The sequence below is a fragment of the Streptomyces shenzhenensis genome (assembly GCF_003688995.1).
Taxonomy (GTDB): Bacteria; Actinomycetota; Actinomycetes; order Streptomycetales; family Streptomycetaceae; genus Streptomyces; species Streptomyces shenzhenensis_A.
In genome coordinates this window covers 168622-183921 of the sequence record NZ_PENI01000002.1, presented here as the reverse complement: position 1 = coordinate 183921, position 15300 = coordinate 168622, and the positions used below count along the sequence as shown (strand labels likewise).

4 protein-coding genes are annotated in these 15300 nt (G+C 67.8%); all 4 read right to left on the bottom strand.

Annotated elements, in window-relative coordinates:
- Positions 1-78: 78 nt before the first annotated feature.
- Entirely contained in the window at positions 79-6435 is a 6357-nt protein-coding gene (locus tag CTZ28_RS03745; protein WP_259471467.1) for an RHS repeat-associated core domain-containing protein, read from the bottom strand.
- A gap of 307 nt (positions 6436-6742) precedes the next feature.
- Entirely contained in the window at positions 6743-11071 is a 4329-nt protein-coding gene (locus tag CTZ28_RS03740; protein WP_121887756.1) for a LamG-like jellyroll fold domain-containing protein, read from the bottom strand.
- Between the two features lie 618 nt (positions 11072-11689).
- Positions 11690-13888 carry a DEAD/DEAH box helicase gene (locus CTZ28_RS03735; RefSeq protein ID WP_121887755.1) on the bottom strand — a complete coding sequence of 733 codons (2199 nt, stop codon included), beginning with the start codon at positions 13886-13888 and terminating at the stop codon, positions 11690-11692.
- Positions 13888-15237, bottom strand: coding sequence for a BREX system ATP-binding protein BrxD (brxD, locus tag CTZ28_RS03730; RefSeq protein ID WP_121887754.1), 1350 nt, complete (start codon positions 15235-15237; stop codon positions 13888-13890). Before brxD ends, CTZ28_RS03735 begins: the two co-directional genes overlap by 1 nt.
- Positions 15238-15300 lie beyond the last annotated feature (63 nt).

The following is a 15300-nucleotide window of genomic DNA, read 5'->3' as shown; positions in this document are numbered from 1 at the left end:
TGTACGACGGGCCCCGTCCTCCATTTTCGGGCGCGGCTTGCCGGACTCATTGTCACGGACAGCCTGCCGGCCTCGTGGTCAGGCGCAGCTCTCGGGCGGGCACATGCCTCCACTCGTCTTCGGCGGTTCCAGGGCCTCGTGGAACCCGAACGGGTCCACGATGTCCTTGGCCAATTCCCACGCGCCCCTGTCCCAGCCGTACTCGTGTACGTAAGAGGGAGCCTGGGCGGCTGTCGTGATACCGCCGACGATACCGAGTGTCCTGGAGAAGCCACGCAACCTGGTGGGCTGGCCGACCGGCTGGGGACTCTTGTACTGGACCGGCTTGAACTCGGTCCCCGTGAGTTCCTTGACGGCGGGCGTCTTGGCTACCTGATCGAAGCTCGTCTTGACGGCGCTCTTCATGCCGACGTCGGCGTCCATCCGCCTCTTGATACTGCCGGTGACGTCGCGTGAGTTGAGCGCTTCCCACAGTTCCTGGGCCTCGGCTTTGGCCACCTTCAGATCGCTGTCGGACAGCAGAGGAGTTTTCTTTGTGCTCTTGCCCGTCTCTCTGGCCTTGCGGTTGTTTTCCAGGATCTCTGAGAGAGCGTTCATGGTTTCCCAGCCCTTTTGCAGATGCAGCTGAGTCTTGGACGGCAGGGGCTTACCCGTGTTGAATTCATGGATGACGGCCGTCGACAGCTTGCCGTCGCCGAAGACCTTCTTGGCTTGGGCCTTGGGGTAGATCTGCTGGAGCGCTCCGCGCAGCTTCCCATTACTCACCGCTGGTGCCTGTGCCCGTGGCCGCATGAAGCCCGGGTTCTTGTTGGGCACCTTGTTGAGGAGCAGGCTGATGGCCTTCTTCACCAGCTTGAACATTTCCAGGAAGCCGAAGAACTTCCCGTCCGGGTCGGCGTACACCAGCGGGTTGTTGTTGCCGTAGGTGTAGCCGTTCATCTGCTGAGGGTCGGCGAGGTCCATGATCGGGTCGACGGACAGGAACCGGCCGGTCTGGGGGTCGTACTCGCGGGCGCCCAGATGGGTGAAGCCGGTGTCCTTGGTCTCGTCGATACCGCCGACGAAGCCCTTCGTTCCGGGCCATGCGGCTGGTGCCGTGCCGCGGGTCTCACCGAAGGGCGTGACCCGGCGCTGGGTGAGGGCCAGGTCGGCAGCGGCGACGGCGAGCAGGCCGGTGCCGTGATGGTCGGCGAGGGTGAAGGAAAAGCTGCCGTCGTCGGCGCGGACCGCCTGGTGGCCGCTGCCGAGGTCGATGTAGCGGGTCGCCTTCGGCTTGCTCGCGCCCTTGTCGAGGGTGACGTCGGTGTGCCCGAGGTGCAGGGTGGTCCGGTCGCCCGTGCGGGAAATGAGCCGGTTGCCATTGGCGTCGTACAGGTACTCGGTGACCTTGTCGGGCTTGCCGTCAACGGGTTCGGTGACCTTGGCGAGGAGCCCTTCGGCGTCCCAGTCCAGGTGCTGCGCGCCGCGGTCGGTGGTGTTGCCGGTCGCGTCGTAGACGTAGTCGGTTCGGCTGGTGCCGGCAGGTCCCTGGGTGGTGAGCGCGGACAGCTGGTGCGCCTTGGGCTGGCCCGCAGGAGGGTACTCGTAGGTGCGCTTGACGTCCTTGGCGGTGTCGCCTCCGATGTCGTGGCGGGTATCGGTCAGTCGGCTTCCGGCCTTGTCATAGGTGTACGACTGCCAGTACGGGGCGGGGCCGCCAAGTTTGGCTGCGGACGGGGAGTCCGCGCAGGTCTGGTCGCCCTGGGTCCACGCCTCTGTGAGCCGGCGCAGGTAGTCATAGGTGAAGCACTGGTTGTCGGTGCCGGTACGGGAGGTATCGCGCAAGGAGAGGACGTTGCCGGCCTCGTCATAGCGGAAGGTGACGTTCTGGTCGACGCCCGCCTGTCCCTCGCGGTCGACGCGCGTGCTCGACAGCCTCTGGGTGCCGAACTCGTAGGTGTTGGTGACCTGGGTCTTCTGCCCGCCGTTGGTCAGGCCGAAGGTGTAGATGAGCGGTTTGCCGGTGTGGCTGTAGGTGGCGCTCGAGGTCATGCCCTGGCCGAAGACGGCGATCGGCCGCAGGGTCTGGTCCTCGTAGGTGTAGCTGATCGATCCGCCCGGCAGGGAGCCGGCTGCGGAGTAGCTGAGCGAGGCGACCAGGCCGGAGGGCTTGTAGGCGGTGCCGGACTGGTAGGTGCCGGCCAGCGCGCCCTCGGACGCGGGGATCACCGTCGCGGTCCTGGTGGGCCGGTACAGCTTGTCGTAGGCGGTCACCGCGGCGGTGTACGCCTGGCCGTCAACGTAGCGGGTGGACTCGGCGAGTTGGCCTTTGGCGCCGGTGACGGTGTCGTAGGTCCACTTGACCCGGAGGTTTCCGGTTGCGGAGCCTTCGCGCAGCTCGGTTTTGCGACCCAGTCCGTCGTAGGTGTTGAACAGGGCGGTACCACGCTGGTCGGTGCTGGAGATCACCTGGCCGTGGTCGTCGTACTTGGTGTCGGTGCGGCCTCGGTCCGGGTCGCTGAAGGAGATCTGGTGGCCGAGTTGGTCGTAGGTGTAGCTCCAGTTGTTGCCGGCCGGGTCGGTGACCTTCAGCAGGTCGCCCGAGGGGGTGTGGTCGTAGGTGGTGGTGTCGTAGGCGGACTGGGGGTCTCGGGTGTGATGTTGGCGCAGTTCGGTGACGTTGCCGCGGGCGTCGACCAGGGAGGTGACGGTGGTGTCGCCGACCGGCGGTATCAGTGTGGTGCGGTCACCGCCGTAGATCGTCTTTGTCGTGGACAGGACGGTTCCGCCGTCGCCGTTACCGGCGATCTGCCGTACTTCGACTTGGCGGCCCAGGCCGTCGTAGTCCGTGCGGGTCTGGTTCTCCACGCCCAACGCGTCGTCGGGTTTGAAGAGTTCGGCGACAGGGCTGCCCATGGCGTAGTAGGGGGCGAAGGTCTTGGCGGTCAGTCCGCGCTCGTCGTAGAAGATGTCGGAGATGATCCGGCCACCGCTCGGGCCGGGCGCCTGGGACTGACGCTCGCGCAGGAACCCGTCATACAGCTTGTACGACGTGATCTGACCGCCCTCGTTGTTGAGCAGTCTGGTGGCAACGGTGACGGGCTTGCCCTCCGTTACCGAGTAGGCGTACTCGTACGTCGACACACCGCTCGTGGCGCGGTCGGCGAGCCACACCTTGATGGAGCGGCCGAGGGCGTCGTAGGCGTAGTTGGTGACGTTGCCGTTGGTGTCGGTCTGCTTCAGCAGCAGTCCGCGCAGCGGGTCGAGGTCCTTGGTGACGGTCTGGGCGCTCGCCGGGTTGTTCGGGTTGGCGGGCGGCGTCGTGGTCTTGGTCTGGGTGGGCAGGCCGATGGCCGGGAGGAAGGTCGTCGTGGTGGTACGGCCGTCGGTGCGGGTGGTGCGCACGGGGTCTGCACTGCCGGTCACGGTCACGTCGGCCGTCAGGTCGGTGACGGTGAGTTCGCGTCCGTAGTCGTCGTAGGTGGCGCCCGCTTCCAGGTAGGTCGCTTTCGTGCCGTTGTCACTCTTGAGCGGCGCGGTCGCCGTCACGTCGCCCTTGGTCGGGGCCGCGCCGTAGGAGCCGCCGTCGTAGGCGGTGCGGACGTCATCGATGACATCCTCGGTCCGGTCGACCGTGGCGTCACACGCCTTGGCAACGGTTTCCACGCGTGCGGGCAGCAGGAGGATGTTCTTGTCGGCGTTGGTCGCGTAGGTCGTGCGGGTGCACTGGTCGTCGTCCGCTGTGGAGGTGTCTCCCTGGTCCTCCTCCCGGGTAGCCCGTCCGGCAACGGTGTCATAGCTGGTGGAGGTGGCGGTCGTACGCCACTTGGCGCCGGCGCCGTCGTCCAGCGACGTGTAGTCCTTCGTCTCGGAGGTGCCGGTGAAGTTGGCGGTGACGGTGCCCCAGCCGCGGACCTTCTTGGCCGTCTCGTGATGCCAGGGCCGGTTCACTGTCTTGTCCAGGACCTTGCCGCCGGGCCGGTCGAAGGTGACGGTGCGGTACTCGAAGCCGGTGGCCGACTCGTGATCGGTGATGGCATCGCCCTCGCCGGCGCCGAGTGTGACGGTCACGGACTTGGTGCCGCCCGTCGGCGTCTTGCGGTCGCCGTCCATGCCGCGCAGGAAGTAGTGGTCCTGCTGCGACCTCATGGCGGCGGCGCCGCCCTGGCCGCCACCTTTGACCCGCACATGCCCGTAGCCGCGCCACTGCGACCAGGTCTTGTACTTCTCCTTGGTGAGGCCGTCGTCGTCATCGAAGTGCCAGGCGGCACCGTCGAGGTACTCGTAGGCGGTCACCTGGTCCGGGGCACCGCCGGTACGGTCGGTGGCCGTCACGGAGGTGACGACGTACTTGTTGAACCACTCGCGGTCCGGGGCGTCGCTGCTGTCGCCGCCGATGTACTGCGGGAAGCAACGGGTCGTGTTGGTCTCGGGGGTGGGCAGTGCGTCGGCGTCGCAAGCCGGCGCGGAGTAGTTGACGTCGATCTGACCGCCAGACTCGTCCGCAACAGTGGACAGCCGCGACTTGATGAAGGGGGCGTAGCCGTCGCCGATCCGGTCCAGCCGGTTGGCCAGCTGGGTGTAGGCGAAGGTGGTCTTGGGCAGCGTGATCGACGGGGTGGCGGTGTGGCCGGTGTGCTGCACACCGTCGAGGAGCAGCTGGTAGTCGGTGTCCGCCATGCCCCAGCGGTGGGTGAGCTGCCAGGAGTCGATCTTGCCGTAGGAGCCGTCGGACTTCAGGAGCTGAGTGGTGACCGCAGTCAGCCGCTTGCGGGTCCAGAACGACGGTGTCAGTCGGCCGTTGTCGCACTTGGTGCCGGGCTTGCAGTTCAGGTCCCATGGCGTGTCATACCAGTAGGACGACTTGCTGTCGATGGTGTCGGCCGCACAGGTGACGCCGTCCTGGGGCAGGCAGCGCTCGGCGCTGTCGAAGACGACCTGGGCCAGCGGCTTGTCGGCGAACATGCGTGAGGAGCGCAGGCCGTAGTCGATCCGCCGCAGGTAGCCGCCGCGGGTGTAGGGGGTGTCATCGTCGGCCTTGAGGTTACGGCCGTAGGAGTTGGTCTCCTTGGCGTAGTGGTAGCCCATGGCGTTGCCGTGGGTGTCCACCACGTAGTCGAGGTTCCACCGCCAGGCCTGCTGGCACCAGGATCCGGCGAAGTCGGAGGCGTGACACGGTTCGCCCGTGTTGTTTCCGAAGACCGGCACGGTCCACGTCGAGTCGGTGGTCTCCTTGCCGTCCGTCCAGCCGGGCAGCCGGTGGTAGCCGAAGTAGTAGCGGGTGCCGTCGGGAGCGGTCAGCCGCCAGTACTCGCCGTCGTTGTCACCGTTGCCGCGCTCGGCGCTGGTCAGGCGGGCGATCCGGGTCCCGTCGTCCTGCTGCAGTTTGAACTCGTCGTTTCCGGCGGGGACCAGTTCGCCGCCCTTGCCGTTGAAGGTCAAGTAGGCGTTGTCGTACGACCAGCACAGGTCGCCCGGCTTGTTGCCGTCGGCGTTCTTCTCCCCGTCCTCGGCGCACGGCTTGTAGCGGCGCTCGATGAAACCGGGTGACAGCTCGAAGCCGTCACCCACCCAGGAGCCCTGGTTGTTGGTGGTGCCGGTGCGGCCGTCGATGGAGCCGGAGGAGTAGTCCAGGCCCACTTCCGGGGTGAGGTCGCCGGGGACGTCCGGCACCGGCATGTCGTAGGACCAGGTGAAGTCGCCGGTGTTGAGCTGGGTGCTCCAGGTCGCCGACGGTGACAGAGAGGTGGCTTTGAAGTCGCCCTTCTCACCACCGGTCTCCGGCTCGGCAGCCAGGACGGTCACCGCTCCGGAGCGCAAGGGCACCGTGTTCGCCGTCAAGGTGTGGCGGTCGGTGTCGTTGCGCGTGGCGAGCGGGGTGCTCCTGCGGCAGACGTCCTTGGCGGGGGTGGTCAGGGCGCAGGCGGGTAGTTCGACCAGGTGCAGCCGTGATGCGTAGCCGCCACCGTAGGCTTGGGCGAAGCTGGCGTAGTCGACGGTCACAGCGACCTCGCCCGCGCTGCCCGAGGCGGATGCCTTCGCGGAGCCGCTCGCAGCGTCCTTCTTCGGGCGGTCCGTGGTTCTGAGGGTGAACAGCAGTCCGTCGACACCGGCGCGTTCGGCCTGTCCTCTGCTTTGCAGACGGGCTTCGACGGTGCCTTGGACAGCGTCCTTCGGCCTCTTCGGCGGGGCTATGCGCAGCGGGAGGTCACCGGCCCGGCCGGAGCCGTGCTTGGGTATCTTCACGGTGGCGGTGCCGGGCTTCGGCCAGGAACGCCGGGGCGGTTCGACCGGCGTCCGCGGGCCCTTGGTAAGCCGTCGGGGCCGGGGCTTGAGCCCGTCGGTGCCGGCCACGGGCTTGTCGGCCCTGGGCACACTCGGCAACGGGTGTCCGGAGGCAGCCGCGGTGGGTGAGGCGGCGGCCTGGATCAGTCCGCCGACCATGAGCGCGGACATGACCAGGGATACCGGCCTGTGCAGCGCTCTGGATGAAAGACGTGATGGTTTGCGTCTCATGCGTGATGCCGTCCATGGCTGAGTGGCGTGCCGGTGCTCGAGTCGTGAAGCACACGCGTCGCCGGGAAAGGGTGGGCTATGGAGGTGGACAGGACCGAGGTGGCTGACCGCAGCCGTCCGACTGTGCGGTGGAGAGGTGGTCCGGGCACGTTTCCAGGTCGGATGCGCTGCGTTCTCGGCAGCCGGGATGAGCAGGGAAATCGGGAAGACAGGTTCCGGAGCACGCACGCTGCCTCGGAACCGGCAGTCAGGAACCGGCGGGCACTTCGGTGGGGATGTCGAAGAAGGAACCGGCCAGTTCGGCGATCTGACTGTCATTCAGCGCGCCTTGGAAGGTCCACACGTCGTCCACCAGACCGGGGAAGTAGGAACCGGCGCTGCTGCCGGTTCCGCTGCGACCGATCTGTAGTGACGTGGCCTTGAAAGACAGCGCGTTCTCCGCCCAGGGGACCTGGTCCGCGCAGGTGTCGCTGTCGCTGACGCCGTCACCGTCGGTGTCGGGGCAAGCCACCCCGGCCAGGCCGCCGTTGACGTAGAGACGGGCTTCCTTGGCGAAGCCGTCGTAGACCAGGGCCAGGTGGTTCCACTCACGGGCGTCAGAAAACCCACCGTTGTCGGCCTGCACCACTTCGGCGTCGGTGGCGTCCTTGTCGGCCACGGTCAGTTGCCAGCGTCCGGGGCTGTTCTCGGGGTCGGCCGCATCGGGCACGAACCGGACCGTGAAGGCGCTCTGCTTGCTGCCTTCGGCGCTGGTGAGGGCCACCGTTCCTGCGGGGATGGCCGCGGCCTGGGCCCACGCGGTCATCGTGAAGCTGCCCGAGGTGTCGACCGGCATGCTGCTCGCGGAGGCGTAGCCGGACGTTCCGTCGAGTTCCATGGCGCCGAAGTCGATGAATCCCGTGTCGGACTTGCTCGCGCCGCCGTTCATCGTGAGCACGTTTCCCGTACCAGCGGCATCCGGGACAGTGACGGGTGTGGCGTTTGCGGTCTCCTCGAAGGTCCAGCGGCTCTTGACCAGAGGACGCTGCTTGAACAGTTGCTGCACCTCGTCACCCGATACGACCCGGTCGTAGAGCCGCACGTCGTCAGTGCTGCCCTTGAGCGGGCTGGCCACCGCGCCGTCCGGGTTGAGGCCGCTGCCGATGCTCACCGGGCCCTCGGACGACCAGCGGCTGCTGAAGGGTGTGCTGGCCTGCAGGGTGCCGTTGACGTAGAGCAGCAGTTTGCCGGCGTCTGCGTCGTAGACGCCGACAACATGGTTCCACTCGCCGAAGCGGCCGGCCGCGCAGTTGGTGTTGGCGACGCAGGCGGTGTGGGTGGCGCGGACGATGGCCGCACCCGAAACGTCGGACTCGGGCCGCGAAAAGACCCACCCGCCCAATGCGGAGGAGTGGTACAGCTCGAAGCTGCGCCGTACGGTGCCGAGCTGGGACACGGCGGTCATGGCCCTGGCTTCCTTGTCCTTGGGCAGCTGCACCCATGCCGAGACGGTGAAACTCTGGAAGGTGTCCAGGAGCGGGCGGCCAGTGGTGGCGTGGTCGTCGACGCCGTCGAACGACACGGCGCGCCCGCTCACCCCTGCGGTGCCGGTGGCGGCGCCGCCCTTGAGTACCGCGTCGGCAGCCTGGCCGCGGCCTACTACGGCGGTGGCGTTGGCGGCTTCGTCCAGCGGCCACACCAGCTTGGCGGGCCGACCGGTGTCAACCGGCGATCTGGCAGCGAGTTTCGCCACCTGTGTGTCGGTGAGCTGGTAGTCGAAGAGTTCGACGTCGTCGAGGGATCCGGGGAAGTAGTCGGCGAGCGCGCCGTAGTGCTTGGCCGCACCCAGGATGGTCCCCCCGCGGGCGTCCCAGGGCCGACTGTAGGCGGCGCTGCCGACGAGCTTGCCGCCCACATACAGCCTGATCTGCTGATTCGGATTGTCGAAGACCCCTACCAGGTTGGTCCACTCACTCAGCCGGCTGGTGACGCACGGGGTGTCGCCGGCGGCGCAGGCGGGCTGCACCGCCCGCGCGGCCGTGCCTCCGGAGGAGGCGTCGTCGGCGTGCCGCAGGAACACCCAGCCGCCCAGTGCGGAGGAGTAGTAGATCTCGAAGCCGCTGTGGTTCTGGCCGGGCTGGGACAGCGCGACACTCGGGCGGCCGGGGTCGGTGCCGGGCAGTTTGGCCCACAGCGACACCGTGAAGCTCTTGCCGGTGTTGAGCACAGGCGAGACGGTGGCGGCGTAGTCGTCGGTACCGTCCAGCGTCAGGCCGCTCCCGGCCACGCCCGGTCCGCCGGGAGTGGCTCCGTGGAGTACGGCCGGCCAGTCACCGCCTGCTCCTGCCACCTTGGCTGCGCCGGAGTTTTCGTCCATCTGCCAGGTGACCCGATCGGGCTGGCCGGCGCGGACCCTGAAGGTGTACGTGGTGGGCTCGGATCCGTTGCCGGCCGCGTCGAATGCCTGCGCGGTGATGAAGTTGACGCCCGGCCTGGTCGGCATGAACTTGATCGTCTTGACGCCGCCGCCCGTGGTGGTCAGGGTGTTGGCACTGCTGGGAGAGGTGTTGATGCCGAACCAGTACTTCGTCACGTCTGTGGACGTGGTTCCGACACTGAAAGTGCCGTACCGCCCGACACCGTCCCACCAGGGATCGTCCGGGTCCTCGGAATCGGATGCCCCGTACTGTGCGGAAGTGATCACTGGGCCGACCGGTACGGAGGTGTCGTAGATGAAGTGGCAGCCGTGTGCCCCGCTGTAGCTCCAGGACGACCACTGCGCTCCGTCGTAGGAGCGGACGTGCCAGTCGACATGCTTGTTCTTGGGGATGCTGCTGGGCAGCACGATCGAGAAGTCCGAACCGCTCGCCTTGCTCGTCGTCCTGGCCGAGGTCCAGCGGGCCTTCCACCCCGCGCCGTCACCCGCGTCCCAGGACGCCTGGAACTGCACCGAGACCGCGTCCCCGTCAGGATCGGTGACGTCGTTCGCGCGGACCGTCGCCGTGGAGCGGATACGCACCATCTTGTCGGCCGGCACACACGACCCGCCAGGGCTCATGGTGAGTTGCGAGAGCTTGATCTGGGACGGCGGACGGTTGTACTTGACCCGCAGATACGCCTTGTCGGAAAACCGCTTCCACCCGTACGCGTCCGACTCGCTGGCCGCCTGCAGTCCGAAGGTCATCGTGGAACTCTTGGAGTTGGCCGCTGCCTGTACCGCCGACTTCACGTCGAACTCGGCGTCCTTGGCGGCACAGCCCGAGTAGCCGTACGCGAACGATGCCGAGTCCAGCTGCTTGACCCAGAAGCCTGAGGCGTCCTGGCTGTTCCACGTGGTCGACGAGGAGATGTCCTTGGTCTGCCACAGCTCCACCGAACGGGCCGAACACGACGCCGACCACGTGTTGCGCACCACGAACTCCGCCGACAGGATCGACTTGCCTGCGAACGTCGACACCGGGATGCGGTAGAAGAGACGCTTGGTGTCATTGGGGTTGCAGTACGACCAGTTGCAATAGCCCAGTCCGGCGTCCGCATCCCCGTTGAACTTCCACTGCGGCGACGACGCCCAGTACTTCGACGCCATCGTCCATGCCGACGCCCGCGGCGAATACCACTGCGGGTCGATGTAGACGGGATAGGTCGTGTCCTCACCCTTCAGCACATCGGCATCCGGGGTCAGCACCAGCTCGTCCTGCCCGGTCGGCACCTCCACACCGACCGCCGCCAGCTTGCCCGACTCCGCCGCGCCCGGCTCGGCTCCTGCATCCGAGGCAGCCACATCCGAGGCAACCGCCCTGCCGGCCGAGGCAGTCCGCGTGGCCGTCCCGCCCGGGCTCGAGTCCCACATCATCGGCCTGGGCGCCTCAAAGACAGCCCCCTGGGCGCCCACGTCCCGCGCCTTAAGACCGCCCTCATCCGTCTCCTGAACATCAAGGCCCTCGCCGGACATCTTCATGCGCAGCTCCGCCAGGTCCGTACTCGCCGCGGCCTGAGCCGTCTTGACGACCAGAAGCTGGCTGAACCCGTCTTCCTGCGCCGTCATCCGCAGATCCACACCGGGCAGCACCGACGGATACGTGGCCACCGCTCCCTGCACCTGCGGCTCCGGCAATGCCGTGGGCCACGACAAACTCAGCACCCGCCCGGCGCGCTCCATCCGCACCAACGGCACCCTGCCACCGCCGGAGAACTCCAGTCCCACCGTCGACGCCTTCGGCGCGACAGTCCCGTCCCGCGTAGCCACCAAGTCCGTGTCAACACGCTGCCAGCCACCCCCTGTCCGAGCCCATACAGGACGCAAGTACTCGCGCGCATCGAACTCACCCTCCGGGGTCGCGAACACCTCACGGCTCTCACCGCGCAGTGCGGATATCTCCACCGGCTCACCGGTCCGTTCGGCCTCGGCCAAAGCCTCCGCCTCCGACAAACCACCGGTCTCAGCCGCTGCAGCAGCCGGTCCGCCGCTGCGCGACCCGGCCGCCGCACCGGCCGCGGCTTGGCCAACCGCAGGCGCTGCCCCCATGGCCAGGACCACACCCAGCACCACGCCCACAGCCCTGCGCACGGCCCGCGTTCGAGCCTGCATCCCCGTCATAGCTCCCTCACAACGTTCACACAGTCACCTGGGGTAACTGAAGCCTGCAAAGAGCGACAGGCCAACAGGGAGGAAAGGGACATCAATTCGCCAAGCTCAGGAAGGGGATGTGATGATCAAGACGTTTGACGCAGGTTGCGCGATGTCGACTGAATACTCAGTGTCGATCTCCTGACCGCAAGATGATCCGCAAGCAAATCGCTCAAGGGAGGTCTGACCAGCGGCGCGCCGACGACTCGGAGCGGTCTCCAAGCAGTGGGACACTCAGGCGATCGACGCCTTCCTCGGCCGGGCCACATGGCACCGCGGACACGCCCTCGACTCGGCTCACCAACCCGACGTCATCATTGAGGCAGTTGGCCCGATCTGGTCTGGAGTCGATGGACCAGGGGATCCCACAAGACTTCGCGCGCCTGGCCGAGCAACTGTCCCCGGATCCGTGTCGGCCGACCGTGTAGCGAGGGTGCTTGTGCGGCTACCTTGATGGCTACGTAAGGAGACACCCCGCCCTGGAGCGGTCCGGGACGGGGGCGTCGTCGCTATTGGGGTCAAACGGACCGCTCGATGCGCTCGAAGAAGTCCGCGTCCGTCTGAAGCGACCTTGGCAGCTTCTCCGATTCAGCCGTCGTGCTGAAAGCGCGTCGGCTCTCCGAGCACCAAGCGGGTGCTCTCGAAGTCGGCCAAGCGGGCCGCCACCGTGGCTACGGCGAGGCGTTCCGGGAGAGCGGCGGAGAACTTCAGCCCGCGTACGGCCCTGCGGTCCACGTCGGGCAGGACGAGGTTCTCGCCGACGTTCTCACGGGCCACCCGCCAAGCGGCCGGGGTGAGGTTCTCACGCAGGCGCAGCCAGCTGTCGGTGGGCCGTTGCAGGGGGTCGGTGACCGACTGGAGGGTGGCCGCCAGCGTGGCGTTGGCGCGGTAGCCGGCCCAGGTCCACCAACGGACATCGGAGCCGACGCGAGTGATCAACGTGCCGCCCGGGTAGACGGTGTCAGGCGCGTCGCTTTCGCGCTGTTCGGCCAGGCAGGACTCCGCACGCCGGGTGAGGGACACCGGCGGCGTCGCGCCCAGCAGCACCTCGCGCATGGCACGCGTCAGGGCGTACGACAGTCCGGCGACGCCGCCGTTCATCCACTTGGCGATTCCGCCGCCGTCGGCTGGCTCGACGAAGACGCGTTTGCGCAGCCAGTCGATATACGTGACCTGCCAACTGCGTCCACCGAGTAGCAACCGTCTGGGGCCGGGGCGTTCCTCCGTGAGCACGCTCGGGTCGGTGCGCCCGATCTCCGTGCGCCCGGACAAAACGGTGAACTGCGGAGGCGCGGTAAAGGAGGCGGTGAGCTCGATGAAGTGCCTTTTGCCGAAGCGACGTTCTGCCTCGGGACCGACGAACAGCATTCCACCATCGCTGTCGAGGAAGCCCTCCTCGGTGAGGAAGCGCAGGACGGGGGCAGCCGACTTGTCGAAGGGGGCGAGGCCGTTCCACTGCCGGTCCCACAACCGGTCGCCGAGCTTGTGCTGTTGCAGGGTGACGGCAAGCAGTTGCTGAGCTACCAAGTGACGTGGCTCGGGCGGAGGGACGACCGGTTCAACCCAGCCCCGCGACCACATCAGCAACAAGCCCGCCGCTTGGAGCAGCGTCTCCTTGCGTGTAGTCAGGAACAGACAGTTCCGCACCGTGCCGGACCGCCGCCCGGTGCGTCCGATGCGTTGCAGGAACGAGGCGACAGTGGTCGGTGAGTCGATCTGAATGACGCGGTCGAGGTCGCCGACGTCGATGCCGAGTTCGAGGGTTGACGTGGAGACGATGACGCAGTCGCGCGCCTCGGCGAACGCCTGCTCGGAATGGGTGCGTTCATCGACGGAGAGCGAAGCGTGGGACAGGAAGACAGCCACCTCGCGCGCGCGAAGCGCCGCACCCAACTCCTCGACCTGGCGGCGCGAGTCGCAGAAGACGAGCCGCTTCTCTCCCCTGTGCAGCGCCGCGATGAGCCTGGCCGCATTGTCGAGAGAGCCGACGTAGTCGAGTTCCACTTCGCCCGCAGGTCTGCTGGACGGCTCGCGTCTCGTTTTGGCGCCGTGTCCCCTGCCGTCGGTGGCCGGCAGGTGCACTCCGGGGGCGACCACCTGACCGGTGCGACTGCCGACGCCCGCGCCTTGCAGCCAGTGCAGCAGCTCGGCCGGATTGCCGACGGTCGCCGAGAGCCCGACGCGCTGGATGGGCAGTCCGGTGACCCGCTCCAACCGTTCGAGCACGGCAAGCAGATGCCATCCCCGGTCATCCCCCGCGAACGCGTGTACTTCGTCGATGACGACGGCCCGCACGCCTCCCAGCAGGCGGGCGTGGTCGGTCTTGACGCCGATCAGCATCGCTTCGAGCGACTCGGGCGTGGTCAGCAGGATGTCCGGCGCCTCGGCCCGGATGCGCTGCCGTTGCGATTCCTTGGTGTCGCCGTGCCAGAGCGCTGCGCGCCGCCCCAGCCACTGGGCGTAGGAGTCGACGCGGCCGACCAGGTTGTTGAGGAGTGCCTTGAGCGGGCACAGGTACAGCACGGATGTGCCGGTCCACTTCTGCTCGGTCATCGCCGACAGCAAGGGGAAGCAGGCAGCCTCGGTCTTACCGCCCGCCGTCGGAGCCAGCAGGACGGCATCCTGTCCGTCCATGAGCGGTGGAATCGCCGCGCGTTGAAGAGAACGCAGGTCGGGCCAGCCGAGGGTGTTGACGATGTGATGCAGGACGACGGGGTCGAGCCGGTCGAGTACGTCGGCACCCTCGTCACCCGGGCCAGTCCCGGCTGGGCTTCCCGCGTCCGCCATCACAGCTCCAGGTCGATGTCGTCAGCCGACGCGGAGCCCTCGGAGACCGTGGCGGCCAGGTTCCGCTCGACGTCGGTGAGTTCGCTGCCGACGACGGTGAGCCGGTAGTGCTGCCGGGGGTCGAAGTCGTCGAACTGGTCCACGCGGTCGAGCACGTCCCCGACGAGTTTCTTCAGGAAGAGCCTGGGAGCAACCCCGACCTTCCCGCCCAGCGCCCCGCCTACAGCCAGCGCGAGGTCTGCGACATACGCGTCGTCGACGACCTTCCGCACACGCTCGGGCGCTTCTGCGGCATCGGCGTACAGGTCACGGATGGTGGTGCCGAGTCCGACAAGCGACTCCTGGTTGAAGCCGGGGAGCCTGATCTGCACGGCGCGAGGGTTGTCGAAGCGCGGCTCGGTGGTGAAGTCTGTGGCCAGCCGCTGGGCGAGCGGGGCCAGGCGCTGCACGCCCTGCTGCCCGTCGTAGAAGGCCGGAGTGCCTGTGATGACCAGGTAGAGACCGGGGAAACGGCCGGAGTGCACCTCGTCGATGAGCTGCCGCAGCGCGTTGAGTGCCTTGTCGCGGGCATCCGACCGGACCCGCTGCAGCGTCTCCACTTCATCGAGGACGACGAACAGCCCGGTGTGTCCGGAGTCGCGCAGCACGGTGAGGAGCCCCTGCAGGAACCCGAGGGCGCCGAAGTGGTCGAGGTCGCCGCGCACCCCGGCGGTCCGGCGGGCGGAAGCCGCGACGTGCGGTTGGCCCCCGAGCCACGCCAGGACGGCCGCGGCGGTCGCCTCGTCGCCGTCCGCAAGGGCAGCCCGGTAGCCGCGCAGCGCGGTGGCGAACGACGGGGCGTGCCGGGAGACCTCGGCGAGCCGTGCGACGAGCAGTTTGTCCACCTCGCTCGGAAGCTCGTCTTCGGCCGCGCCGGCCGCGAGGGCGTCTTCCTCCAGGGCGTAGAACCAGGCGTCGACCACGGGCCGCAGTGCGCTGGGCGGAAAGCTGGAGGTGGTGAGCCGTTCGGTGAGCCGCCGGTAGACCGTCTCCAGCCGGTGCAGCGGGGTCTCGTTCTCCGAGACCTGGATCTCGGCCACGGCGAAGTTGCGGCGCTTGGCCCGCTCCCCCAGCCAGCGGGTGAAGAACGTCTTGCCGGACCCGTACTCGCCCCGCACGGCTTTGAACACGGAGCCGCCGGACGCCACGGCGTCCAGTTCCGCGTCCAGGGCCGCCTCGAACCGGTCGAGTCCGGTGGCCAGCAGGTCGAGCCCGCTGTCGGGCACGGCACCGCGCCGCAACGCGTCGATGACGGTACGGCGGCGGGCGGCGCTCACCTGTGCGGGGCGCTGAGATCCGGTGGTGCTCACGGCGACCAGTCTTCCATTTCCACGGGTACGTCCGTACAGGGACCGGAAGGCGGCCCTCGGTTC

Excerpts from the sequence above, each read along its gene's own strand:
- CTZ28_RS03745 (WP_259471467.1), bottom strand. The coding sequence starts at position 6,435 with ATGTCCGCGCTCATGGTCGGCGGACTGATCCAGGCCGCCGCCTCACCC.
- CTZ28_RS03740 (WP_121887756.1), bottom strand. The coding sequence starts at position 11,071 with ATGACGGGGATGCAGGCTCGAACGCGGGCCGTGCGCAGGGCTGTGGGC.
- CTZ28_RS03735 (WP_121887755.1), bottom strand. The coding sequence starts at position 13,888 with ATGGCGGACGCGGGAAGCCCAGCCGGGACTGGCCCGGGTGACGAGGGT.